General features: G+C 35.2%; 20 protein-coding genes and 2 pseudogenes. 14 read left to right on the top strand and 8 right to left on the bottom strand.

The genetic code is table 11. From position 1 onward, the window contains the following. Window positions 1-61 precede the first annotated feature (61 nt). Window positions 62-1267, top strand: coding sequence for an NAD(P)-dependent malic enzyme (locus AC1DIT_RS02505; protein ID WP_016113051.1), 1206 nt, complete (start codon window positions 62-64; stop codon window positions 1265-1267). Window positions 1268-1592: 325 nt separating this feature from the next. On the opposite strand, the gene AC1DIT_RS02500 is transcribed toward AC1DIT_RS02505, so the two are convergent. After that, window positions 1593-2132, bottom strand: a complete 540-nt coding sequence (locus AC1DIT_RS02500; protein ID WP_016113052.1) for a DUF4871 domain-containing protein — start codon at window positions 2130-2132, stop codon at window positions 1593-1595. A 125-nt stretch (window positions 2133-2257) separates the two neighbouring features. Between AC1DIT_RS02500 and AC1DIT_RS02495 the strand changes: the two are divergent. Further along, window positions 2258-2620, top strand: a pseudogene (locus tag AC1DIT_RS02495) (MocR-like pyridoxine biosynthesis transcription factor PdxR); the annotation flags it as partial. A gap of 40 nt (window positions 2621-2660) precedes the next feature. Here the strand turns inward: AC1DIT_RS02495 and AC1DIT_RS02490 are convergent. The 3 genes from AC1DIT_RS02490 to AC1DIT_RS02480 form a co-directional block, all read right to left on the bottom strand. Continuing rightward, entirely contained in the window at window positions 2661-3173 is a 513-nt protein-coding gene (locus AC1DIT_RS02490) for a GNAT family N-acetyltransferase (protein ID WP_016113054.1), read from the bottom strand. Between the two features lie 191 nt (window positions 3174-3364). Beyond that, window positions 3365-4741 carry a sensor histidine kinase gene (locus AC1DIT_RS02485; protein WP_476998044.1) on the bottom strand — a complete coding sequence of 459 codons (1377 nt, stop codon included), beginning with the start codon at window positions 4739-4741 and terminating at the stop codon, window positions 3365-3367. 164 nt (window positions 4742-4905) lie between these two features. Then, window positions 4906-5577 (bottom strand): response regulator transcription factor, encoded by a 672-nt coding sequence (locus tag AC1DIT_RS02480; RefSeq protein WP_016113056.1) that lies wholly within the window; start codon window positions 5575-5577, stop codon window positions 4906-4908. 337 nt (window positions 5578-5914) lie between these two features. On the opposite strand from AC1DIT_RS02480, the gene AC1DIT_RS02475 reads away from it, so the two are divergent. Beyond that, a complete protein-coding gene (locus tag AC1DIT_RS02475) occupies window positions 5915-6037 on the top strand; it encodes a hypothetical protein (RefSeq protein ID WP_077294981.1) in 123 nt (40 codons plus the stop codon). Window positions 6038-6610: 573 nt separating this feature from the next. Here AC1DIT_RS02475 and AC1DIT_RS02470 read toward each other — a convergent pair. Both AC1DIT_RS02470 and fdhD read right to left on the bottom strand, forming a co-directional pair. Next, on the bottom strand, window positions 6611-7117 hold the full coding sequence (locus AC1DIT_RS02470; RefSeq protein WP_016113058.1) for a GNAT family N-acetyltransferase: 507 nt from the start codon (window positions 7115-7117) through the stop codon (window positions 6611-6613). Window positions 7118-7434: 317 nt separating this feature from the next. Further along, window positions 7435-8244, bottom strand: a complete 810-nt coding sequence (fdhD, locus tag AC1DIT_RS02465) for a formate dehydrogenase accessory sulfurtransferase FdhD (protein ID WP_016113059.1) — start codon at window positions 8242-8244, stop codon at window positions 7435-7437. A 461-nt stretch (window positions 8245-8705) separates the two neighbouring features. Here fdhD and fdhF point away from each other — a divergent pair, with 461 nt between their 5' ends. The 8 genes and pseudogenes from fdhF to AC1DIT_RS02425 all read left to right on the top strand — a co-directional run bounded on the left by fdhF (window position 8706) and on the right by AC1DIT_RS02425 (window position 20612). Then, complete coding sequence (fdhF, locus tag AC1DIT_RS02460; RefSeq protein ID WP_476998043.1) at window positions 8706-11648, top strand: formate dehydrogenase subunit alpha; 2943 nt, start codon at window positions 8706-8708, stop codon at window positions 11646-11648. Between the two features lie 12 nt (window positions 11649-11660). After that, on the top strand, window positions 11661-12143 hold the full coding sequence (locus AC1DIT_RS02455) for a helical membrane plugin domain-containing protein (RefSeq protein ID WP_016113061.1): 483 nt from the start codon (window positions 11661-11663) through the stop codon (window positions 12141-12143). 204 nt (window positions 12144-12347) lie between these two features. After that, entirely contained in the window at window positions 12348-14219 is a 1872-nt protein-coding gene (locus AC1DIT_RS02450) for a glycerophosphoryl diester phosphodiesterase membrane domain-containing protein (RefSeq protein ID WP_476998042.1), read from the top strand. Between the two features lie 574 nt (window positions 14220-14793). After that, window positions 14794-15927 carry an alanine dehydrogenase gene (gene ald, locus AC1DIT_RS02445; protein ID WP_016113063.1) on the top strand — a complete coding sequence of 378 codons (1134 nt, stop codon included), beginning with the start codon at window positions 14794-14796 and terminating at the stop codon, window positions 15925-15927. Between the two features lie 104 nt (window positions 15928-16031). Next, entirely contained in the window at window positions 16032-17447 is a 1416-nt protein-coding gene (locus tag AC1DIT_RS02440) for an amino acid permease (RefSeq protein ID WP_476998041.1), read from the top strand. Between the two features lie 67 nt (window positions 17448-17514). Next, window positions 17515-17622: pseudogene (locus AC1DIT_RS02435) on the top strand (class I SAM-dependent methyltransferase); the annotation flags it as partial. A gap of 223 nt (window positions 17623-17845) precedes the next feature. Then, complete coding sequence (locus AC1DIT_RS02430; RefSeq protein ID WP_016113065.1) at window positions 17846-18223, top strand: ArsR/SmtB family transcription factor; 378 nt, start codon at window positions 17846-17848, stop codon at window positions 18221-18223. 22 nt (window positions 18224-18245) lie between these two features. Next, a complete protein-coding gene (locus tag AC1DIT_RS02425; RefSeq protein WP_016113066.1) occupies window positions 18246-20612 on the top strand; it encodes a heavy metal translocating P-type ATPase in 2367 nt (788 codons plus the stop codon). 180 nt (window positions 20613-20792) lie between these two features. Here the strand turns inward: AC1DIT_RS02425 and AC1DIT_RS02420 are convergent, their stop codons facing one another. Then, the gene (locus AC1DIT_RS02420) at window positions 20793-22256 is read right to left on the bottom strand and encodes a nicotinate phosphoribosyltransferase (protein ID WP_003195138.1); all 1464 of its coding nucleotides are present in this window, start codon (window positions 22254-22256) and stop codon (window positions 20793-20795) included. A gap of 246 nt (window positions 22257-22502) precedes the next feature. Between AC1DIT_RS02420 and AC1DIT_RS02415 the strand changes: the two genes are divergently transcribed. The 3 genes from AC1DIT_RS02415 to AC1DIT_RS02405 all read left to right on the top strand — a co-directional run bounded on the left by AC1DIT_RS02415 (window position 22503) and on the right by AC1DIT_RS02405 (window position 25785). Next, window positions 22503-23780 carry a helix-turn-helix domain-containing protein gene (locus tag AC1DIT_RS02415; protein ID WP_016113067.1) on the top strand — a complete coding sequence of 426 codons (1278 nt, stop codon included), beginning with the start codon at window positions 22503-22505 and terminating at the stop codon, window positions 23778-23780. Next, the gene (locus AC1DIT_RS02410) at window positions 23777-23905 is read left to right on the top strand and encodes an NprX family peptide pheromone (RefSeq protein WP_016113068.1); all 129 of its coding nucleotides are present in this window, start codon (window positions 23777-23779) and stop codon (window positions 23903-23905) included. Before AC1DIT_RS02415 ends, AC1DIT_RS02410 begins: the two co-directional genes overlap by 4 nt. Before the next feature lie 179 nt (window positions 23906-24084). Continuing rightward, window positions 24085-25785: a M4 family metallopeptidase gene (locus AC1DIT_RS02405; protein ID WP_016113069.1), complete on the top strand. Its 1701-nt coding sequence runs from the start codon at window positions 24085-24087 to the stop codon at window positions 25783-25785. A gap of 46 nt (window positions 25786-25831) precedes the next feature. Here AC1DIT_RS02405 and AC1DIT_RS02400 read toward each other — a convergent pair whose 3' ends face one another. Beyond that, complete coding sequence (locus AC1DIT_RS02400; RefSeq protein ID WP_016113070.1) at window positions 25832-26380, bottom strand: TVP38/TMEM64 family protein; 549 nt, start codon at window positions 26378-26380, stop codon at window positions 25832-25834. Window positions 26381-26415: the final 35 nt, after the last annotated feature.

The following is a 26415-nucleotide window of genomic DNA, read 5'->3' as shown; positions in this document are numbered from 1 at the left end:
TCATACAAGCTAGCTATGTAAAAACGTAGCTAGCTTGTCAAATTAGGAGGAGCTTATTTATATGTTAGAAAGTCAAATTAATGAACGTTCATTATTACTTCATAAAGAATTGGTAGGGAAAATTGAAATTACAAGTAAAGTAGAAGTGAATTCAGCAGATGATTTAAGTTTGACATATACACCAGGAGTGGCTGAGTCTTGTAAAGCGATCGCTGCAGATGAAGAAACAGCTTATGACTATACAGCGCGCGGTAATATGGTTGCAGTTGTTTCAGATGGAACAGCAGTACTTGGATTAGGTGATATTGGCCCGAAAGCAGCTATGCCTGTTATGGAAGGAAAAAGTATTTTATTTAAAAAGTTTGCGAATGTAGATGCATTTCCGCTTTGTCTTGGAACGACTGATGTAGATGAAATCGTAACCATTGTTAAAAATTTAGAACCTACATTTGCAGGTATTAATTTAGAAGATATTGCAGCGCCGCGCTGTTTTGAAATTGAAAAGCGCTTAAAAGAAGAAACAAATATTCCGGTGTTCCATGATGACCAACACGGAACAGCAATTGTTGTTTTAGCTGCGATTATTAATGCGTTAAAAGTTGTAAATAAACAGATGGATGCAGTGAAAATTGTCATTAATGGTGCTGGTTCGGCAGGGATAGCAATTGCTAAATTACTGTTACAAGCTGGAGCGCAGCATATTACATTAGTAAGTTTAGAAGGAATTGTTTGTGAGGATGAATCATGGATGAATCCGGCACAAATAGAGATTGCAAAGAAAACAAATCGCGAATATGTACGTGGAACATTAAAAGAAGCGATTCATGAAGCAGACATTTTTATCGGTGTATCTGCTCCTAATGTGTTAACAACAGAACTTGTACAGACAATGAGTGAAAAACCAATTGTGTTTGCAATGGCGAATCCAATCCCAGAAATATACCCAGAGGATGCACTAAAGGCTGGTGCTGCTGTAGTTGGAACAGGGCGTTCTGATTATCCAAACCAAGTAAATAATGTGCTAGCATTTCCTGGTATATTCCGTGGGGCATTAGATGTACGTGCAACAGATGTTACAGAGGAAATGAAATTAGCTGCAGCATATGGGATCGCTAACATCATTACTGATGAAGAACGTAATGAAAACTATGTAATTCCGAATCCGCTAGATAAAAGAGTTGTCCCAAGTGTTGCAGCTGCAGTAGCAAAAGCAGCAATTGAATCAGGAGTAGCGCAAATTACAAAAATGCCAAGTTATTCGAAATAATAATAAAAAAGCAGTGCCATCTTCTTAGAAGGGCGCTGCTTTTTTAGTGAGATAAGAGATCTAAACAATAAAGAAATCGTACTCCCGCTTATTGTTTTATATTATTAGTAATAAATATTTCGCTCTGCATTATTTATTCAACTCCATTGCAACTTGCTTTCCATTTACGAAAACCTCTACCATTGCCACTACAACATCCATCACTTTTTTCATCTCTCATCTCTCCTTGTTTGTTGTTGCATTTCTTATTTTTAGTATAAGAGAGAGAGGGAGATACAACTATCGAAGTAGATGACATAAGAATTACATTGTTGTAAGGAAGAAATTAAGCTTTGTCACTTTCTTCTACATGAATAACGATTTGTTCATAATATTTCTCGTCAATATACGCATTTAATACCCATAATCCAGGAGAAGGCAGTGACATAAGAAGAGGTAATTCTTTTATACTTGAATGAATGGGAGTAGGAGTGGTCCAAGTTTGTTCGGAAGTTTCATCTTGAAAGAGTACGGGAGTGGGTGCTGTAGATCCTTGTTTTAAAGCAATAATAGATAATTTTCCAGATGGCATTTGCGGATCGAGGAAGAACCACATCTGTTTATTTTTCTCATTGGCAATGAAAGGACTATCCGCAACTGCAATCTTTCCTTCAATGCCTTTTAACGGCATCTTTCCTTCTACAAAGGATGGACTTTCTTGCCAGTAAACATCTTTTAAGACGCTAAGGTGAAAAAAGGTAGGTGCATTATTTTGAGGTTTAGAGATTTCGGTTATTTCTTTTATCGGTTCCTTGGAATTTTGCCCTAGTGAGGTACAGCCAGTGATGATACAGGAGAAAAGTAGCACGGTTCCAATTTTTTTCATCTTGCCACACTCCTATTTTTCATAGTTAGTGTAATTGTATTTGCTAGAAGACAGGACAATTCCTTTTAATTCATAAAAAGAGGTCATAAGTTTAGTATGACCTCTTTTGACATTTTGTACTATAAGAAATCATTAGAAGGTTTTTAAACGAAGGACATTGGGAAAAGCATATTCATAAGATGCGAGTTGTTTATCGAAAAAAGAGGGATGCTCTTGTCTCAGCGATAGAAAGGTACTTTTCTAATAAGGTGGAAGTGATAGGAGAAGATTCTGGCCTACATATCTTATTAAAGGTTCGAAATGGAATGTTCGAAGAAGAATTAATAAAGAGGGCATCTGATAAGGATATAAAAATATATCCGGTTTCTACGTACTATGAAGAAGGAAGCGCCCCAAAAAATACAGTTTTACTTGGGGGTGCTATTTTATCAGAGGCAGAGATTGAAGAGGCAATTCAATTGTTATATAAAGCATGGTTTTTATCGTAAAAAATAATAAAAAAATCCTCATATACGTGAGGATTTTTTATTATTTTTCTTCATCTAAGAATAAAACCATATGCTCTTCATCCCAGTACTGACCGTTATATTTTAAAGAACGCTCTTGTACACCGAAGGTTTTAAATCCTAATGATTCGTAAAGCTTTTTGGCACCATCGTTTCCGACAACAACATCAAGCATAATTTGTTCTATTTCTAGTGTTTTGGCAAGTTCAATACACTCTTTAATAAGTGCTTTTCCAGCTCCAAGTCCGCGCGCTTTTGGAGATACATATACGGAACCAATTTTCGCTTTGTGCTCTTGTTTTACGTATGGTTTCGTTTCCAGGGTTGCAACTCCGATTAATTTTCCGTCTTTAAATGCACCTAGTGTATAGTTTTCATCCTGTGCTAATTTTTGTGCTTTATACTCAATCGGACATTCTTTATTAATAATATCTTCATAAGAAGAACTAAAAGCCTCAGGATTTTGTTTTAATCCTTCTACACGAAGTTCTAAGTAAATTTCTGCCTCTTGCTTTGTTAATACATGGATTTCCAATTATATCACCCTCCGAATCTTTCACAGTTGTATTTCCATTTTATATTGAAATAAGAATAATTTCAAAAGGTCAGCTTGTACCATTAGCATTTTAATGGGTTTACTAATAATTTGCGAATACATATTAGCTATTAACATAATATCACCAGCAGTTTTGAAGTAAGAATACTACTGGTGATTTAACGTATAGATTATTCAATTGGTAATTTAATAATAAATTCGGTGCCCATTCCTAATTCACTTTTTACTTGAATGGAGYCGCTGTGTAACTCAACAATTTCTTTTGCAACAGCTAGGCCGATTCCTTTACCACCYGTAGCTCGAGTTCTTGATTTATCAACTCGATAAAAACGATCAAAAATATGCGGAATATCTTCTCGTGGAATACCTTCTCCTTCATCTTGCACACTTATAGAAAAAGTATTCCCATTTTGCGATGCTTGTACAGTAATAACTGACTGTTCATAAGAATGCTGATAGGYGTTGTGTAATAAATTTAGCATCACTTGTTCCATTCGGCGTTCATCCATACAGACATTAGGGTTATCTGTGCAGTGAAATTTAATTTTTATTTGCTTTTTAGCAAGTGCTGGTTTGGTTTTTTCAATCATGCGTTCTAGAAAAGGCTGTAAAGGAATCTTTTGTTTTTTTATAATAAATTGATGTTGTTCTAGCTGAACAAGATCGAATAAATCTTGAACGAGTTCTGTTACACTATCTGTCTCATCTTCAATAATTTGTAAATATTCTTCACGCTCTTCTTTAGAGAGAGAATCTCTTTTAGCCACTTTTGCATAACCTTTCATATACGTGAGAGGTGTGAGCAGTTCGTGGGCTACACTTGCAAGAAATTCATTTCGTTCTTTTTTCATGTAGGCTAATTCACTAGATAATTCTTCAATGGTTTTGGCCAAACTACCGAGTTCATCATTGCGTTTAATTCCTAATTTAATCGGTTTATTTAGCTTTGACATTTTTTCTGTTGCACGTTTCATTTTTATAAGAGGATCGGTAATGACACGAGAAAAGATAAATACAGAAATTGTTGTTAAAACAAGAGTTAATATACCGATAATAATAAATTGATGTGCTAAGCGAAGAATCATTTTTTCTAAAAATGCGGTATCTAAAAACATATGTACATATCCAGTAATTTGTTTATGAATGATAATTGGCGTTGCTGTTGAAATAAATTTCGATGTTTTCCAATTTTTCTCAACCAAAGTTCCATCTATTGAAGTGCAATGTATTTTGTAAGCAAGTTGCTTTTTCATTTCTGGTGTTATCGGATCAGAAGAAGAAAGGATTTGCCCATTGGTGTCTGTTATGACTAACTTTGTATCTGAATTAGAATGTGATTCCATTGCTGCAGCATGTTCAAAAGCTCGTGGACCATAACGTTTTGAAATAAAATTACTATAGCGCTTCCCTTTTTCTAAAAGAGCGGCTTTTTCTTCCTCGATACGCATGTTCGACAAACTTGTATAAAAAGATACAAAAGCAATTGTTTCAATACATAGAGCTAATATTAAAAAGTATGTACCGATCTTGAGGGAAAGTTTATTCATTTTTACCACACCTTTATTTCACATTAATAGCTAGAGGGAGGTATCTCACCACTTATCAAATTTTTATCCCCCTATTCTCGGACGGTAAGCCCCCTACCTTAAAGTACAGCGAATAGGGGGATAAAAAATGTTTGCTAATCAAAGTTTCACTATACTATTTGTTTTTATTCACTTTTCCACTTGTATCCCACTTTATAGATGGTTTCTAAGTATTTTTCAACAGGAAAGTCTTTTTTTCGTAATTTATCACGGATATTGCGGATATGTGAGTCGACAGTACGATATTCAATATCCGTTTGATATCCCCATATTTTTTCAATTAAATCATCACGGCTATATGCTCGGTTCGTATTTTGTAAAAACAGTCCTAGTAATGAAAATTCGATAGGTGTAAGGGGGATTTTCTCGTTGTAAACAGTGACAGTATGTTTGGTTTTATCCCATTCAATACCATTGAAGCTTATAAAACCATCCTTTTTTGTTCGGCGCAGTATAGCTTCAATTCGTGCAACTAGTACTTGTTCGTCAAAAGGTTTTGTAATATAATCATCGGCTCCCATTGTAAGTCCTTTTACCATATCGTAGTTTTGATTACGAGCTGTTAACATTATGATTGGAACATTGCTGATTTGACGGATTTGATAACATGTATCCCATCCATCCATATTGGGCATCATCACATCTAATAAAATGATATCGAAGTTCTTTTGTTGAATTAGTTCAAGAGCTTCTATACCTGAATTGGCTTTCATACAAAAATAACCACGTGGGCTCAAAAATAAATCTAACAATCGTAACATGCGTTCTTCATCGTCTACTAATAAGATTTTAATCATAGTCTTGTGCACCTCAAAACATTCATTCTACTTTGTATAGTTTACATGAAAATAATAAAAAACTCTGTTTACGTGATTGAATTGTAGTGTATTTTTTCTACTAAGGCAATTGACATAAAAAATGCACTACTTTTGCACAACTCTTTTTTATAATAGAAAGCGTAGCGACACAAAATACCCTATGTTGCGACATAACGTCATGTCATTTTATTTATAAAATGACAATTCCATTCTATTGTGTATGTGAGATAGTGAGAAATTTCGTATTCACCTCGCATCGGATAAGGAAAATCTCCTATCTCACACTTTTTTTATTGTTATAAAGGGGACTATACACGTGAGTAAAAAAGAAGAACGTTTACAAAAAGATAAACAAGAGCGCAATGCTATTGTGATGTGTATTGCCGTATCTATGCTAATCATTGTGACATGTACTAATAAATTTTTCGGAATTCTATAATAAATGTAAAAGCTCATTGTTTTATTTTGAGAAACAATAAGCTTTTTTATTTGTACGTAAAAATCCCCTGTATGCTATGTACAGGGGATTTTTGTATAGGAAGGAACCAAAAAATGACGGAAGCTTTATACAATAAACCAAGGAAGAATTGCTAATCCTGAAGTGACGATTATTGTACCACAAATGAACAAAATAAGATGTTTGTGCTGTTTCATATCTGTTATTCCTCCAATTACTGATTTCATTCTATTACTTCTATTATTTTTTCATCTCTCATGTCTTTTGGCTGTGATTTCGTACTTTTAGTATAGCGAAGAGGAGGGAATAGAACCATTCAATAAGATGACGGGAACATTACATTGTTGTAAGAAAAAAGCACCTTTATCACAAAAGGTACTTTTGTGAAAAGTTATATAAATATATTTTGGTTTTTCAACATATAAGTCACGATTATAAAGAACAAAAGGTGATTTTCTCTCTTTGCTTTTACTTGGCATGGGCGGATGCCCTCTTCCATCTAAAAAGACAGGTTTTATGTCGGTTTTTCAATTTGTATTTATATATGTTGTATGATTAGTTATTCAAAAATAAAACCATATGTTCCTCATCCCAATACTGTCCATTGTGTTTTAAAGAACGTTCTTGTACACCATATGTTTGAAAGCCAAGTGACTCGTATAATTTTTTTGCAGCTACATTTCCAACGACAACATCAAGCATGAGTTGTTCTACATGTAATTTATGAGCATTTTCAATAATGGCTTTTATTAATGCACGTCCAGCCCCAAGACCGCGAGCTTTTGGAGAGACGTAAACAGAGCCGATTTTTGCTTTATGTTCTTGTTTAATAAATGGTTTTGTTTCTAAAGTCGCGAGTCCAATCAAATCGTTATCTTTAAAGACACCAAGGGTATATTTATCAGGATTAGATAAACGTTTTGCCATTGCAGCAACTGGATCCTCATGTTTTAGCACATCTTCATAAGAAGAACTAAAGGCTTCTGGATTTTGTTTTAATCCTTCCATACAAACTTTTAAATAAATTTTTGCATCCTCTTTTGTTAATAAGCGAATTTCCATAGCTGTAACCTCCTCAGTTTATCTCACTCTATAGGGAAATAGATCCTCGGCTTTATTATGTAAAGCAGGAGATTGTAATCCGTAAGAGTCTGATGATTATATTGATAGAACATCTACTGTGTATTCATAAACATATTTTGTACTTATTCTTTCTTAATTTGTAAAAGAATAAGTAGATATATGCGAGGAAGACATGTGTCTTCAGGCATTTTTTATGATTCACTTTATGTAATGAAATTATATATTAACTTTATTAACTATTCAACAAATAAATATAGTACATTTTTATAACTAAAAAATGATTCCTTTAGCAGGAATCATTTTGTTTCTATTATATATCCTTCAACTCGTTCTGGATGAGTGTAAATATTACAGGAGTCATTACGAATAAACCCAACTACCGTAATGCCTAAATCATGAGCGAGCTGTAATGCTAATTTTGTTGGAGCTGATTTAGAAAGAACAATTTCGCAACCGATTTTAGAAACTTTCAGCAAAATTTCAGATGAGATTCGGCCACTAAATACAATAATTTTCCCTTTAATGGGGATATGATTGCGTAAACAATGGCCATATATTTTATCCAATGCGTTGTGTCGTCCAATATCCATTCTTGATATGAGAACGGTATTTCGATCGCACAGGGCGGTATTATGAACCCCGCCTGTTTGACGAAACGTAGTGGAAGATTGCTGTAAGGAGTTCATTAAATGAAAGCATTCTTCTGGAGTAATTGTTACATGTATATCATGTAAAGTTTTTGCTTTTGCTGCATCATTTACAAAAACAAATCCTTGTCTACTTTTGCCGCAACAAGAAGTGACATATCGTTTGTTATATAGCGTTTGATAGAGTGGATTGATTTGTGATGTTTTTACATGGACAACCCCTTTGTCTTTCTGTATCCATAACTCATCAATGTTCTCATAAGAAGCAATAATTCCTTCAGAAATTAAAAAACCTATTACCATATCTTCAATATAATTTGGAGTGCATACAACTGTTACATATTCTTCCCCGTTTAATTTAATCGTTACAGGATATTCCGTGACAATTTCATCTTCTTGTTCGAGGAATATTCCAGCTTGATAACGTACCATTTTACATGTTTCTTGGACAGACCCCATAGTATTTTTCCCTTCATATGTATTTTTCTTCCTATTTATCATAAAACATTGAAAAAATAAAAGCATCTGTTATCTATATAAATCCATTTTGATTTTTCGACATATAAGTCGCTGCTAGGAAGAGAAAAGATGACCGCTACTTGTTTTCTCTCTTTGTTTTCACTTGGCATGGGGCAGGAAAAGGAACTGACTGCTTCTATGCACGGCCGGATGCTCTCTCCCACCTAAAAAGACAGGTTTTATGTTTATTTTTCAGTTTCTATATATTATTTGGTTATTATTGTATATGTAAGATATAATAGAGTAGTAGAATAGTGTCATTTTTTATACCTTATAGCATCAAGAATCGACTTCTAAGATAGGATTTCAACAGAGTGTTTCAAAAAATATGTATAACAACACAGTTTTGAAAACGGATTCAAAACTGTGTTGTACAGTTGGTTGTAAGGAGAGGGGAAACTATGGCAGAAAAAACAGTTCGTGTAACCATAGATGGAAAAGAATTTCTTTCATCTGGTGAAGAAACGATACTGCAATTATTTAACGAAAGTAATTTAGAACATCCACAAATTTGTCATGTACCAGAGGTGGATCCAATTCAAACTTGTGATACGTGTATTGTGGAAGTAGATGGAAAGCTATTGCGTGCTTGTTCAACGAAATTGGAAGATGGTATGCATATCGAAAGAAATTCACCACGTGCTAAAGAAGCACAAACGGAAGCAATGGATAGAATATTAGAGAACCATTTATTGTATTGTACAGTATGTGATAATAATAACGGTAATTGTAAAGTTCATAATACGGTACATATGATGGGAATTGAAGAACAGAAATATCCATATGAACCGAAAGTTAGTGCAAAAGAAGTGGACATGACTCATCCATTTTACCGTTATGATCCAAACCAATGTATCGCTTGTGGGCAGTGTGTAGAAGTATGTCAGAACTTACAAGTAAACGAAACGTTATCAATTGATTGGACCTTAGATCGTCCGCGTGTTATTTGGGATAATGGCGTGAGTATTAACGATTCATCTTGTGTTAGTTGTGGACAATGTGTAACAGTTTGTCCTTGTAACGCATTAATGGAAAAATCTATGCTTGGGGAAGCAGGATTTATGACGGGGTTGAAACCGGATGTGTTAGATCCGATGATTGATTTTGTAAAGGATGTAGAGCCTGGATATAGTAGTATTTTAGCAGTTTCAGAAGTTGAATCTGCAATGCGTGAAACGAAGATTAATAAAACGAAAACAGTGTGTACATTTTGCGGTGTAGGTTGTTCGTTCGAAGTATGGACGAAAGATCGTCAAATTTTAAAAGTACAACCTGTATCAGACGCACCAGTAAACGGAATTTCTACATGTGTGAAAGGAAAGTTCGGATGGGACTTTGTAAACAGTGAAGACCGTATTACGAAACCGTTGATTCGTCAAGGGGATATGTTCGTTGAAGCATCATGGGAAGAAGCTTTAGAGGTTGTTGCGTCCAATATGCAACATATTAAATCGGAACATGGTAGCGATGCATTTGGCTTTATTTCTTCTTCGAAAGTAACGAATGAAGAAAATTATTTAATGCAAAAGTTAGCTCGTCAAATATATGGAACAAATAATGTGGATAACTGTTCTCGTTACTGCCAATCGCCAGCAACAGATGGTTTATTTAAAACTGTTGGTATGGGCGGTGACGCTGGGACAGTGAAAGATATTGCTGAGGCAGGACTAGTCATTGTTGTCGGTGCAAACCCGACAGAGGGACATCCAGTACTTGCAACACGTGTAAAACGTGCTCACAAGCTACATGAACAAAAACTAATTGTAGCGGACCTTCGCAAACATGAAATGGCAGAGCGTGCTGATCTGTTTGTTCATCCGCGCCAAGGAACTGACTATGTATGGCTTGCTGGTGTGACAAAATATATTATTGATCAAGATTGGTATGATAAAAAATTCTTAGATGAAAATGTGAAGAATTTTGATGAATATAGCAARATGKTAGAAAAATATACACTTGATTATACGGAAAGTATTACAGGTATTTCTAAAGATACATTAAAAGAAATGGCTCGTATGGTATATGAAGCAGATGGTACTTGTATACTTTGGGGTATGGGTGTTACACAAAATACAGGAGGAAGTACAACATCTGCAGCGATTTCAAACTTACTTCTTGTAACAGGTAACTATCGTCGCCCGGGTGCAGGTGCATATCCACTCCGCGGACATAATAACGTACAAGGTGCTTGTGATATGGCAACATTACCAAACTGGCTTCCAGGTTATCAAGCGGTATCGGATGATGCAATGCGTGCGAAATTTGAAAAAGCATATGGAACTACGATTCCGAAAGAGCCAGGGCTAAATAACATTGCGATGCTACTTGCAGCAGAAGAAGGAAAATTGCGTGGTATGTATGTTATGGGAGAAGAAATGGCTTTAGTAGATTCAAATGCAAATCATGTACAGCATATTTTAGCAAATCTTGATTTTCTTGTTGTTCAAGATATGTTCTTATCAAAAACAGCGCGCTTTGCGGATGTTATTTTACCAGCAGCACCAAGTTTAGAAAAAGAGGGAACATTTACAAATACAGAGCGCCGTATTCAACGTTTATATGAAGTTATTAAACCGCTTGGTGATTCTAAACCAGACTGGTGGATTTTACAAAAAGTAGCACGTGCACTTGGTGGGGATTGGAATTATGAGAACCCAAGTGAAATTATGGATGAAATTGCATCACTTGCGCCGCTCTATTCACAAGCAACATATGATCGTTTAGAAGGATGGAACAGTTTATGCTGGGGAAGTCATGACGGTAGTGATACACCGTTATTATATGTCGATGGTTTTAATTTCCCTGATAAAAAAGCCCGTCTTTCACTAGATGAATGGGTGCCGCCAGTTGTAGCGCCAGAAGACTACGATTTATTATTAAATAATGGTCGTATGTTAGAACATTTCCATGAAGGGAATATGACAAATAAATCAGTGGGGATTCTATCCAAAATTTCTGAGGTGTTTGTTGAGATTTCACCTGAGCTTGCTACTGAGCGGAATGTGAAAGATGGTGGCCTTGTAGAACTGACATCACCGTTTGGGAAAATCAAAGTACAGGCACTTATTACAGATCGTGTGACTGGAAACGAGTTATATTTACCGATGCATGCGACAGTAAATGAAGAAGCGATTAATATTTTAACAGGAACAGCGACAGACCTATATACGTGTACACCGGCTTATAAACAAACGATGGTGAAAATGCGTGTACTACGTGAAAAAGGAAATCGTCCACTTCCTGCTTCAAACCCAAGAGATAAAAAGCGTCATCCGCAAAATGGTGTTGAAATTCAGCAGAAATGGCAGAGAAAGCAGTACGTATCACTTGTGGATCAGAACTAGGGGGCGAAGAACGTGGCAAAAGAAATTACATTGATTCAGAAAAAGGTCATTACAGAAGCAGAAAAGAAACAACAGTTATCAGATGAACTGCTAACCCAATTAGCTGAGAATCGTGAAGCGGTAGAAGAGACGATGCAATTGTTAGCACAGTTGCAACAAGCTGGCATATTAGATGCAGCAATTAGTTTGCTTGCTGCAAAAGAAGATGTTTCTAAAATTGCTGCCCAGCAATTAAATCGTGAACCGGTAAAAAATGCATTAAATAATATGATGGGGGCAGGAGAAGCGCTATCTTCTGTTGATCCAGAAGTAACAAAACAGGTGACATCGAGTTTAGTTACAGGATTACAATTTGCAACAGACGAATTAAAAAAGGGTAAGAAAACAAAGGTTATGGACTTCTTTAAAGTATTAAAAGATCCTGATATCAATAGAGCGATTACCTTTGGATTTAGCTTTTTAAAAGCATTTGGACAAGGATTAGGGAAAAAATAAGGTGAAATTTTAATCAGTGGGGGGTCTTACTGCCCGTCAATAGTGTGGTAAAAATGAGAAAGAGTGATGGGGTTGTGCCTGTCACTCTTTTTGGGATGTATAAGAGTGTTCATATTAAGCGGAATATATTATTATAAAAAAGATGGATTTGAAATAGAAATATGGAATCCATCTCAAATATAGCGTTAGAATTTGGAGGGATTTATGCTACACCGTAAAAGACTATCTATACCAGGAGTCATGAAACATTCCTTTCAAACAGTGCAATTTGCTTTTTGGAATGTGTTGGCGTTTCAGCTTGTTTATAAATTATTAGCAGCCATTGTATTTATACCGCTATTCGGTATTATTTTTAATAAATTGTTGTATTTTGGTGGCTATGCAAATGCGACAAACGATGAATTGCTAGCTTTTTTGAAAACTCCATATGGTATCGCAACTATTTTCATTTTATCGATATTAGCACTTTTTCTCATTTTTACGGAGTTTGCAGTGCTTATTATTATTTCATATTTTGCACATAAACGACAAAAGGTGAAATTACGACCTATTTTATATAAAACGGTAACGTATTTGCCTTCTCTGTTTACATATTGCTTACCTGGATTTGTTTTGTATGCGGTTGTATTGTTACCTCTGTTAAGCATGGGGTATAAATCTGCACTAATTCCTGAAATTCAAATTCCTAATTTTATTACAGGAGAATTGTTTAAAACGACAATGGGACAAGTCGGTTACTATGCTTTCTTTGCTGTAGTTGCATACTTGAATCTTAGGTGGATCTTTGTTTTACCTATTATTGTTTTAGAAGAAAAAACATTTCGTACGGCTGCACGTAAAAGTGCAAATTTGGTAAAAGGAAGCTTTTTTAAAGTCTTGTTCTTTTTAATTGGATTTTTTATCTCGATCGGGATTGTATTTGTTTTATTAATGGGAATGTACTTATTAGTTTTATGGGGTGTATATGAATTTACGAATCCAAAAGGGACATTTGYCCTCTTAGCAGAATCTACTCTATCTGTATTTTTGACGAGTACATTGTATTTATTTAGCTTTATTGTAACTCCGTTTTATATTATGGCATTGACAAGACTTTATTTACAAAAGGTTCCAGTTGTAGATGTTTTATTAGAAGAAGGCTTAGATTATTCCAAAACAAAAGCGAATAAATGTTTTTTTAAAAAGCATCGTTTGAAGTTTATTGGTGTATATATTGTTGGTGTTTTCACCGTGGGCATGGTTGTTGCTTTTATTGTGACGTTTATTACGAATTCATATAAAGAGCCAGTTATTATGGCACATCGTGGATATGTTTCCAAAGGAGTAGAGAATACGAAAGAGGCCCTACAAGGTGCGATTGATGCAAAAGCAGAGTATGCTGAAATTGATGTATTACAAACAAAAGATGGTCAATTGGCCGTAATACATGATTTGAAATTAAAGCGTCTTGCGAATGCGAATGTACAAGTATCAGATTTAACGATGGATGAGCTTCAAAAACTGACTCTCAGCCAAGATGGATTTACGGGTAAAATTAGTACACTTGATGAGATGATTAAGCTTGCAAAAAACAAGATAAAACTGAATATAGAAGTGAAACTACATGGAAATGAAAAGGATTTTGTAAAGAAAGTATTAAAAACAATTAAGGAAAACGACTTTGAAAAGCAATGTGTCATTCAAACATTGCACTATCCGCTCATTAAAGAATTTAAGCGTGCAAACCCAGATATAAAGGTAGGATATATATTATATGCAAGCAGAGCGGATTTAAAATATGTTCAGGCTGATTTCTATGTGGCAGAAGAATATATGTTAAATAAACGCCTAGTAAAAGCAGCAAGAAAATTAAATAAACCCATTTATGTATGGACTGTAAATGATATGGAAAGCTTTAAAAAATATTATAAGCTTAATGTCGATGGGATTATTACAGACTATCCTGTGGATGCACAAAAAACCATTAAAATGATGAAAGAGCAAGAAGAAAGTGAAACAGATATGTTTGATAAAATTACAGAAACAACGGAAGATTTATTTTCAAAGTTATTCATAGGTTATCCAGCTGCCGGTTAAATATCGGTAGCTGTTTTTTACTATATAAGTGCAAATAGAAAAACTGATATAAAACCTTTCTTTTTAAGTGGACGAGAGCATCCGACCGTGCATAGAAGCGGTCAAATTCTTTTCCTATCCCATGCCAAGAACAACCGAGTGTAAAGTCAACTTCTTCTCTTCATAGCAGTCATTTATATGTTGAAAATTTAAAATGGATTTATATAAAAAAGAATATACTTCTAAAATGTTACAGGGGATTTTAATTGCATATGTATGCGATTTGTATTGTTTTTTCACATTGTTATATTATTGTCAAATAATAAATAAGGAATGTGTAGTTTCCGTGGTTATAATGAAAATAGAATGATAGATCATAAGAAAAGAATGATAGATAATAAAAAAACATGAAGACTCCTTGTAAAATAAAGTTCTTTATATTTACACTATTCCCAATATAAAAACTTCTTTTAAATTAGTATGTTAGCGTTTTCATAGCTTTTAAGTTATGCTAGAATAAGGACATAAGTTATTAATTATTTAAAAAAGAAAAAAGAATTCCTTTTTTCTGTTAATTATAAGGGGGCATTTCATTATGCGTATTGGGGTACCAACAGAAATTAAAAACAACGAAAACCGTGTGGCAATGACACCAGCTGGTGTTGTACATTTAGTTCGTAACAATCACGAAGTATTCATTCAAAAGGGTGCAGGTATAGGATCTGGTTTTACAGATGCTGAGTACGTTGAAGCAGGTGCAAAAATCGTTGATACAGCTGAAGAAGCTTGGAACATGGATATGGTAATGAAAGTTAAGGAACCAATTGAAAGTGAATACAAACACTTTAGCGAAGGTTTAATCTTATTCACATACTTACACTTAGCTCCAGAACCAGAATTAACAAAAGCATTAATTGAAAAGAAAGTTGTTTCTATCGCTTATGAAACAGTACAATTAGAAAACCGTTCTTTACCATTACTTGCACCTATGAGTGAAGTAGCTGGTCGTATGTCTGCACAAATTGGTGCACAATTCCTTGAGAAAAACAAAGGCGGCAAAGGTATCTTACTTGCAGGCGTTCCAGGGGTAAAACGTGGCAAAGTAACAATTATCGGTGGTGGACAAGCTGGTACAAATGCTGCTAAAATTGCAGTTGGACTAGGTGCGGATGTAACAATCATCGACTTAAGTGCAGAACGTCTTCGTCAATTAGATGACATTTTCGGTAACCAAGTGAAAACTTTAATGTCTAATCCTTACAATATTGCACAAGCTGTAAAAGAATCTGATCTTGTAATCGGTGCAGTATTAATTCCAGGTGCAAAAGCACCAAAACTTGTAACAGAAGAAATGATTAAATCAATGGAACCAGGTTCTGTTGTAGTAGATATCGCAATTGACCAAGGTGGTATTTTCGAAACAACTGACCGCATTACAACTCATGATAACCCAACTTATGAAAAACACGGCGTTGTTCATTATGCAGTTGCAAACATGCCTGGTGCGGTTCCACGTACATCAACTCTTGCATTAACAAACGTAACAGTGCCATATGCAGTACAAATTGCAAACAAAGGCTATAAAGAAGCTTGCCTAGGCAACTCTGCATTATTAAAAGGTATTAACACATTAGACGGCTATGTAACATTCGAAGCAGTTGCAGAAGCTCACGGTGTAGAATACAAAGGTGCAAAAGAATTATTAGAAGCAGAAACAGTATCTTGCTAATAGCAGCATTTTACTAAATAACAATCGAACAATATTTCATACAACATGATAAGAGCTAAGAGAGAAGACCTCTTAGCTCTTCTTAGTCGAAGGGGGCATACATCGTGGCCAACCTATTTAAAAAGAAATCCGTTACGCAATTGTTAGGGGAAAGTAAAAGTAAAACTTTGACGAAAACGCTAGGGGCATTTGACCTAACAATGCTAGGGATTGGTGCGATAATCGGTACAGGAGTTCTTGTATTAACTGGATTAGTAGCAGCAAGAGATGCTGGTCCAGCAGTTATTTTTTCATTTATGATTGCGGCAATTGTTTGTGGATTTGCAGCGCTATGTTACGCAGAGGTGGCATCTACACTGCCCGTTTCAGGTAGTGTGTACACATATTCTTATGCAACAATCGGGGAGTTTGTAGCCCATTTAATGGGATGGACGTTACTATCAGTATATGTTTTAACAACGGCAGCGGTAGCTGGCGGATGGACAGGTTACTTCCATAACCTGATAAGTGGATTTGGATTAGAAATTCCAAAAGCACTGTTAACGATTCCATCACAAGGTGGTATTGTGAACTTGCCGGCGGTGGTTATTACATTAATAATAACTTGGTTATTATCACGTGGTACGAAAGAAAGTAAACGCGTAAATAACGCAATGGTATTAATTAAAATTGGTATTGTTGTCTTATTTATTGCAGTTGGTGTATTCTACGTAAAACCAGAGAACTGGGTACCATTTACACCGTACGGCGTAAGCGGAGTCTTTTCCGGAGCAGCAGCAGTATTCTTTGCTTTCTTAGGTTTTGATGCATTAGCAACTTCAGCAGAAGAAGTGAAAAATCCACAACGTGACCTTCCAATTGGTATTATTACTTCGTTAGTTATTTGTACAATCATTTACGTTRCAGTTTGTCTCGTTATGACTGGTATGGTTTCTTATAAAGAATTAGATGTACCAGAAGCGATGGCTTATGTACTAGAAGTGGTAGGGCAGGATAAAGTAGCTGGTGTAATCGCAGTTGGAGCTGTAATTGGTATTATGGCTGTAATTTTTGCTTACATCTATGCAACAACACGTGTATTCTTTGCGATGAGTCGTGACGGTTTATTGCCAAAATCTTTTGCGAAAATTAATAAGAAGACAGAAGCGCCAACATTTTCAGTTTGGTTAACAGGAATTGGTAGTGCTTTAATTGCCGGATTTATCGATTTAAAAGAATTGTCGAATTTAGCGAATATTGGAGCGTTATTAACATTTGCGATGGTTGGTGTATCGGTTATCATTCTGCGTAAAACGCATCCGAATTTAAAGCGCGGATTTATGGTACCGCTTGTGCCAATCTTACCGATTATTTCAGTCGTATGTTGCTTATTCTTAATGGTAAATTTACCATTAACAACATGGCTGTACTTTGGTGCTTGGTTAGCAATCGGAGTAGTTGTATACTTTGTTTACTCGAAAAAACATAGTCATTTAAAAGAAGATACAAGTTCGCAAGATAGCTTAGAAAAAGCTAATTAAGGGGATATAATGAATTGTAAGCCTTGTGTGCCTAGGGAGCGCGCAAGGCTTTTTCTTTTGTACAGAGGAGGAAAAAGTAGGATTTATTTATCGGTCTAAACGCTTTGATCATAGAAATCAGGATGGAAAGTTAGGGTTCGTTTCTTTAATTGTTGATGCAGTGAAAGGTGAATAAATGAAGAAAAAAGGATGTACGAAAGGATAGAAACTTTCGTACATCCTTTTTGTATGAAGAATATAACGGATGTGGAAAATAAGTGATATGTTTTTAAATGTGGACAAAATGTTCGGAAAATTTGTTGCGGATTTTATTGACACATATGAATGGGCGCTCATATAATGGAAGTATAAGACATATGAATAGTTGTTCATATGTTCAAATGAAGAGGTGAGCTATAATGGCTGAAAATAAAGTAGAAACATGTCAAGAAGCATGTTCTCAAACAATTATCCATGAAGAAGTTGTTGATCAAGTAAAACAAACGATTCCAGCTGACGAAAGTTTAAGTAAAGTGGCAGAATTATTTAAAGTATTAGGTGACCGTACACGTACGAGAATATTACATGCATTATTCGAAGCTGAAATGTGTGTGTGTGACTTAGCCTATTTACTAGGAATGACACAATCATCTATTTCACATCAGCTTCGTGTATTAAAACAAGCGAAACTTGTGAAAAACCGCAAAGAGGGAAAAGTCGTTTATTATTCATTAGCGGACCATCACGTAATCGGTATTTTTGAGCAAGCATTTGAGCATGTAAACGAGGAAGAATAAAAGAACACAAGGAGGGAGAAAGATGGCAGAAGCATTAGTGAAACGAAAACTTGTGTTAGAAGGATTAGATTGTGCGAATTGTGCAATGAAAATTGAAAAAGGGGTCGGAGGATTAGAAGGTGTCTCCTCTTGTTCCGTGAACTTCGCAACTAAGACAATGACTTTAGAAACAGAACAAAATAAAGAAAATCAAGTTGTTAATGAGGCAAAACAACTTGTTACGAAATTAGAACCGCATATTAAAGTACAGGAAGAACAAAAAACAAAAGTTGCTAAAGAAGTATTTGTATTAGAAGGATTAGATTGTGCGAATTGCGCGATGAAGATTGAAACAAAGGTAAAGGAAATGCCTTCCGTGTCAAACGCGACTGTTGATTTTGTATCGAAGAAATTAAAAATAGAAGTGGCAAATAAAAAAGAGCTTGAAACGACAGTACAAGATATTAAAAATATTGTTCATAAATTAGAGCCAGATGTAAAAGTTGTCCGTGAAGAAAAAACAGGTCATGATCATGGACATAGTCACGATCACGGTGAAGGAAATGTGAAGAAAATGCTGTGGCGCTTAGCGATTGGTGGTGTTTTAACAGGAGTCGCTGCACTTGCAGGATTACCACAAATGATAACCATTCCACTTTTCGTTATCGCATATTTACTCATTGGTGGAGATATTGTTTGGCGAGCTGTGAGAAACATAACACGCGGCCAAGTATTTGATGAAAACTTTTTAATGGCAATCGCTACACTTGGAGCATTTGCAATCGGGCAATATTCAGAAGCTGTTGCGGTTATGCTGTTTTATCAAGTAGGTGAGTTATTCCAGAGTATTGCGGTGAATCGTTCTCGAAAATCGATTACTTCGTTAATGGATATTCGTCCTGATTATGCCAACGTGAAAGTTGGAAATGAAACAAAACAAGTTTCGCCAGAAGATGTGCAAATCGGAGACTATATCATTGTTAAACCAGGTGAGAAAGTACCATTAGATGGGAAAGTGGTTGAAGGAACATCAATGGTAGATACTTCAGCATTAACAGGTGAATCTGTACCACGTGAAGTGGAAGTTGGTAATGATGTTTTAAGTGGTTTTGTGAATCAAAATGGTGTGTTAACAATTGGGGTAACAAAAGAATTCGGTGAATCAACTGTATCGAAAATTTTAGATTTAGTACAAAATGCAAGTAGCCGAAAAGCGCCAACAGAAAACTTTATTACGAAATTTGCGCGTTACTATACTCCGGTCGTAGTTATTACAGCAGCGGCATTAGCGTTTATTCCACCTCTTATTTTAGAAGGGGCTACATTCTCTGATTGGATTTATCGTGCATTAGTGTTTCTTGTTATTTCTTGTCCATGTGCATTAGTGGTATCTATTCCACTTGGATTCTTTGGCGGTATTGGTGGAGCCTCTAAAAGCGGTATTTTAATCAAAGGAAGTAACTATTTAGAAGCACTGAATGATGTGAAACATATCGTCTTTGACAAAACAGGAACATTAACAAAAGGTGTATTCAAGGTAACGAAGAGGGAGCCGAATGGAGCAACTACAAAAGAAGAACTCCTTGAATATGCTGCATTTGCGGAAGTTTATTCAAATCATCCAATTGCACAATCTATTCGAAGTGCATATGGAAAATCAATTGATGAAAATATGATTGAGGATTATAGTGAAATTTCCGGTCATGGTACAGTTGTAAAAGTACAAGGTAAAGAAATTTTTGCGGGCAATGCAAAATTAATGAAAAAAGAAAATATTACATTTGAACAGCCACAAACAGTGGGCACGCTTGTTCACGTTGCTGTAGACGGTGCATACGCTGGTTATATCGTCATCTCAGATGAAGTAAAAGAGGACTCAAAACAAGCAATTCAAAAGTTGAAAGAACTTGGTATTAAGAAAACGATAATGTTAACAGGTGATGCGAAATTAGTTGGAGAGGCTGTTGGTAAGGAGCTTGGCTTAGATGAGGTTCACGCTGAATTATTGCCACAACAAAAAGTAGAAGAAATTGAAAAAATTGATAGTGCAAAACAAGCGAAAGAAAAAGTTGCGTTCGTTGGTGATGGTATTAATGATACACCAGTATTAGCGAGAGCAGACGTCGGGATTGCGATGGGTGGATTAGGATCTGATGCAGCAATCGAGGCGGCGGATATTGTAATCATGACAGATGAACCTTCTAAAATCGCAACGGCTGTCAAAATTGCCAAACGTACACGGAACATTGTATGGCAAAATATTATCTTTGCACTTGGTGTGAAAGGACTGGTCTTATTACTTGGTGCATTTGGAATTGCAACAATGTGGGAAGCTGTTTTCTCAGATGTGGGCGTTACGCTACTTGCTGTATTAAATGCGATGCGTGTGCTTAGAGTGAAAGATTTGTAAAGTAAAGTGAAACTTTAATCAGTGGTGGACTTCATCCCTTACTAATTATTAGCCTTCACGAATCAGGCTTTTATGGACGATTTATCTCTCTACTAACTCCTTTTCTTTTGTTGAACTTTGAGGTGGGAGTATTACTGCCTGTAAATAGTAGGGGGAAAAGAGAAGCGAAGGCTTCTCTTTTTATTTTTGTATATTTTTTGCAACCTGATCCCGTACGGTTTGAATGTAATTCATTTTATGATCCCAGCATTCTTGGCTTAAATCTACAGGATATTCTTCGGGATTTAGTGTTCTCATATATTCTTCCCAAAATAGTGCTAAGCTGTTTTCTGTGTATTTTTGAATGTCTAATATGTTAGGTAATTCATATGTTCTTTTACCATTTGTGAAAATGTTATGATGAAGCTCGCGTGCTTCAAAGTTTGTCACAAATTTACTGATGTACGTATGGACAGGATGGAACATTTTTAAACGCTCTTCCTGCTCAGGTTCTTCTGATTCTAAAGCGATATAATCACCTTCTGCATGATTGTTAACGCGATTAATGATTCGATAAATTCGTTTTAATCCTGGCGTTGTAATCTTTTCAGGATTAGAAGAGATTTTAATCGTATCATTTAATGTGCCATTCGCATCCTCAATCGCAACTAACTTATAAACAGCTCCTAAGGCAGGTTGCTCAAATGATGTAATTAATTTTGTTCCGACGCCCCATACATCAATTTTTGCTCCTTGTGATTTTAAATGCATAATTGTATATTCATCTAAATCACTGGAAGCGATGATTTTTGTATTTGTAAATCCAGCTGCATCAAGTAATTTTCGTGCCTCTTTTGATAAATAAGCCATATCGCCGCTATCAAGACGAATACCATAAAAATCAATGCGGTCACCAAATTCTTTCGCGATGCGAATGGCATTTGGTACACCGGATTTTAATGTGTCGTATGTATCGACAAGAAAAACACATTTTTTATGTGTTTCAGCATACTTTTTAAATGCAATATATTCATCACGGTATGCTTGGACAAAGGAATGAGCATGCGTACCAGCAACTGGAATACCAAACCGTTTTCCAGCACGGACATTGCTTGTAGAAGAAAATCCACCGATAAAGGCTGCGCGTGTACCCCAAAGGGCCGCATCAAATTCATGAGCACGGCGTGTACCAAATTCTAATAGTTCATCATTGTTCGCTGCATGTTTCATGCGAGCTGCTTTTGTAGCGATTAATGTTTGGTAATTCACAATGTTTAACAAGGCGGTTTCAATAATTTGAGCTTCACCAAGCGGTGCGTCAACGCGCAATAATGGTTCGTTATTAAAAACAACTTCTCCTTCTTGCATACTGCGAATTGTTCCGGTAAACCTCATGTTTTGTAAATACTGTAGAAACTCTTCTTCAAATTGTAGCTCTTTTAAATAAGTGATATCACTTTCGGTAAAACGAAAATTCTCTATGTATTCTATAATTTTTTCAAGACCAGCAAAAATGGCATAACCATTTTTAAATGGAAGCTTTCGGAAATATAAATCAAAAACAGAGCGGCGATTATGAATGCCGTCTTTCCAATATGTATAAGTCATGTTGATTTGATATAAATCTGTATGTAAGGCGTAACTATCATCTTTATAATGATTCATTGTGAAAACACCTCCGTAATTTGGTTATATTATATCGTTTTTTCTAGTTTATGCCAAAGAATCCATTTCTAATAAGAAAGAGTGAGGGTGATATAACATGTTTTTAGCATAAAATTTAGTTACTTCAAGTGGAATAAAACAAATTTATCGAAAAAACTTTTAGAAAATTTACATTTATCAATTTATATTTTTGGCATTTTTATGTATTATTAAAGTAGTGGGGGTAAATGAGAATGGAGGAGGACAATGCAACAAACTTTAGAAAAAATCGGCAAACAAGTTTTTTATAAGCGACTGCAGCAAAAAATGACACAAGAAGAATTATGTCAGGGCATTTGTTCCGTCTCATATTTAAGTAAGATTGAAAATGGAAAAATAGAAGCATCGGAGGAAATCTTGCAGTTGCTCTGCGCGAGGTTAGAGATTGCTGTGTCGGATTTGAGAGATGTAGAAGAAGAAGTGAAAGAGAAATTGGATGAGTGGCTAAACGCATTAGTTCATTTGGACAAGCAACAGGTTGAGCGCATATATAACGAATTACATTCTGAAATGAAAAATGTCTTAGATTTTGAAATTATAAATTATTATAATCTGCTGTATACACGTTATTTGATTATGAAAAGAGATCTTCCTGCGCTTGAAGAAGAACTAGAGAAATTAAAGAAGATGTATAAGAAGTATTCTCCGTTTCAGAAGTTGCTGTATACGTATAGTAGGGCTTTATTATATTGCATCCAATATAAATATAAACAGGCATTAGAGCATTTGTTAAAAACAGAGTCTATGGCGAAAGAACAAGGTTATTATGAAACGGGGATATATTATAATTTAGCACTTACGTATAGTCAGATGGAAATCGATCATATGACATTGTACTTTGCGAATGTTGCGTTAGAAGGTTTCCGAAATGAATATAAGTTTCGGCATGTAATCAACTGTCAACTTTTAATCGCTTTCAGTTATATACGAAAAAAACAGTATAGTGAAGCTATGGAAATTTATAATCATATTTTAAGAGAGGCTGATTCTTTTGCAGATAAAGATAATATCATGTCAATTGCCTTGAATAATATGGGGTACTTATATTATCGTCAAAATAATTATGAAAAAGCAAAAGAATATTATTTGGAGGGTCTACAGTATAAAAAAGAAGAAGATTTAAATTATATTGATGCTATGTATGAGATTTCTTTGCAATGTATTCAGTTAAAAGAATTTGAAGAAGCGAGAGGTTGGATTGAAAAAGGAATTTCTGCTGCAAGAAAAGATGATAGATATAAAAGTATGTTGCACTTATTATTAATTCTTCAATATAAGTATTATGGAAAAAAAGAGGTATATAAGAAGTTTTTAGAAATAGAAGCAGTGCCTTTCTTTAAGGGTGAAAAAAATATGAAAGATTTAAAGAAGGTATACTTAGAATTAGCGGAATACTTTGAAGAATCATCGGAATTTCAAGAAAGTAATCGATATTATAAATTAGCAATTATGTTGTTAGAAGAAGAAGGAGGAGTTATAGTATGAAAAAGATAATCTTAGGAACCTTTGTAATTATAACGGTTTTAGCGGTAGCATTCGATGTGCAGTATGCTTGGAAACCAGATAACTATGGTCAAGAAACGAATGCAGCAGAAGCAGTAAATGTATAATAAATTACCAAAAAAGGCCCTTTCCAAACGGAAAGGGCCTTTCTCAATAATTGTTCGCCAAAATTCTACAAAACTTGAGAAAAGATTTTTTTGAATTTTCAGTATATCAATATTAGAAACCTAATGCTAATATAAAATTACTCTTTTTCAAAAAAATTTTTTATTAGGGGGAAGGTTATATGAAAAAGAAGAGTTTAGCATTTGTATTAGCGGCAGGAATGGCAGTTACAACATTTGGAGGGACAAGCTCTGCGTTTGCAGATTCAAAGAATGTGCTCTCTACGAAAAAGTACAATGAAGCAGTACAGTCACCTGAGTTTATCTCTGGAGATTTGACTGGAGCAACTGGAAAGAAAGCAGAATCTGTTGTATTTGATTATTTAAATGCAGCAAAAGGAGAGTATAAGTTAGGGGAAAAGAGTGCAGAGGATTCTTTCAAAGTGAAACAAGTGAAAAAAGATTCTGCAACTGATGCAACAGTGGTACGTATGCAACAAGTATATGAAGGTACACCAGTATGGGGGTCTACTCAACTAGCTCATGTTAGTAAAGATGGTTCATTGAAAGTTTTATCTGGAACAGTTGTACCTGATTTAGATAAAAAGGAAAAATTAAAAAATAAAAATAAGATTGAAGGTAAAAAAGCAATTGCAATTGCACAGCAAGACTTAGGATTAACTCCAAAATATGAGGTAGAGCCATCAGCAGATTTATATGTATATCAAAATGGTGAGGACACAACTTATGCATATGTTGTGAAATTAAACTTCTTAGAGCCAAAACCAGGAAACTATTATTATTTCATTGAGGCAGAAAGCGGTAAAGTATTAAATAAATACAATACAATTGATCATGTAAATGGTGAAAATCAAGCACCACTTAAGCAAGAAAATGCTAAACAGGAAGGTAAAGCAGTTGTAAAACCTGTTACAGGGACAAATAAAGTTGGAACAGGTAAAGGTGTACTAGGAGATACAAAATCTATTAATACAACACTATCTGGATCTACTTATTATTTACAAGATAATACACGTGGAGCAACGATTTTCACATATGATGCGAAAAATCGCTCTACATTGCCAGGGACATTATGGACAGATACAGATAATGTTTTCAATGCAAGCCGTGATGCAGCTGCAGTAGATGCTCATTATTATGCGGGTGTAACATATGATTATTATAAAAATACGTTTAATCGAAACTCCATTAATGATGCAGGAGCGCCATTGAAATCAACAGTTCACTATGGAAGTAATTATAACAATGCATTTTGGAATGGCTCACAAATGGTATATGGAGACGGGGATGGTTATACATTTACTTCATTATCGGGTGGATTAGATGTAATTGGGCATGAATTAACGCATGCTGTTACCGAATATAGCTCAAACCTGATTTATCAAAATGAGTCAGGAGCATTAAATGAAGCGGTTTCTGATATTTTTGGTACGTTAGTAGAATACTATGATAATCGTAATCCAGATTGGGAAATTGGTGAGGATATTTATACGCCTGGCCAATCGGGAGATTCGCTTCGCTCTATGAGTGATCCAACGAAATATGGCGATCCAGATCATTATTCTAAACGTTATACTGGTTCAAGTGATAACGGTGGTGTTCATACGAACAGTGGTATTATTAATAAAGCGGCTTACTTACTAGCAAATGGTGGTACGCATTACGGTGTAACAGTAAATGGTATTGGTAAAGATAAAGCAGGCGCAATCTATTATCGTGCAAATACACAATATTTCACTGAATCTACTACGTTTAGTCAAGCGCGTGCTGGCTTAGTACAAGCAGCTGCGGATTTATATGGTGCGAACTCTGCTGAAGTTACAGCGGTGAAGCAGTCATATGATGCAGTTGGTGTAAAATAGGGTTCATTCTTCTTTAGAAAAAATAAAAAGGAGCAGATGCTCCTTTTTATTTTTTCTTCCACTTCTTCAATATATATAATACTCCGATGCAACCGGCAATCGTGATAATCCACTTTGCTTCACTTGTTCCGTTCATGACATGGTATGCAGAATACACTTCAATGAGTAATGCCGGTATTTTTCCTAGTGTACTTGCAATACTGAAAGCGAATAACGATATTGTTCCTAATGCTGCAAATAAGGTGATAATGCTAGACGGAATAAATGGAACAAGTCGAAATGATAGAACGAGTAAAAATGCCTCTTTACCTTGTACATAAAGAAGGCGTTCTACTTTTGGATAGTTGTTTAATTTGTTATGAGTCAATTTTTGAAAACCTAGTCGATAGAAATAAAATGAGACAATTGCTCCCAATGCTTCGCCTGCGATCGAAATAATTGTTCCATCTGTTAAACCGAAAAGTTGTATGTTGATGGCTGTTAAAAATATGCTTGGAATAAATCCTGCCAAGCTGATGATGATATTGAATAGAATACTGAGTGGAATTGCAATCGTGTGATGCTCTGTGAGTAAATTGTGAATCATTTCTTGCATATAGTTATAGTCCTTTGTCTTTTTTAGCATTACAC

The sequence above is a fragment of the Bacillus sp. 05T22 genome, assembly GCF_056396765.1.
Note: the sequence above shows the minus strand (reverse complement) of the source record. Positions and strands in the feature narration are given on the sequence as shown.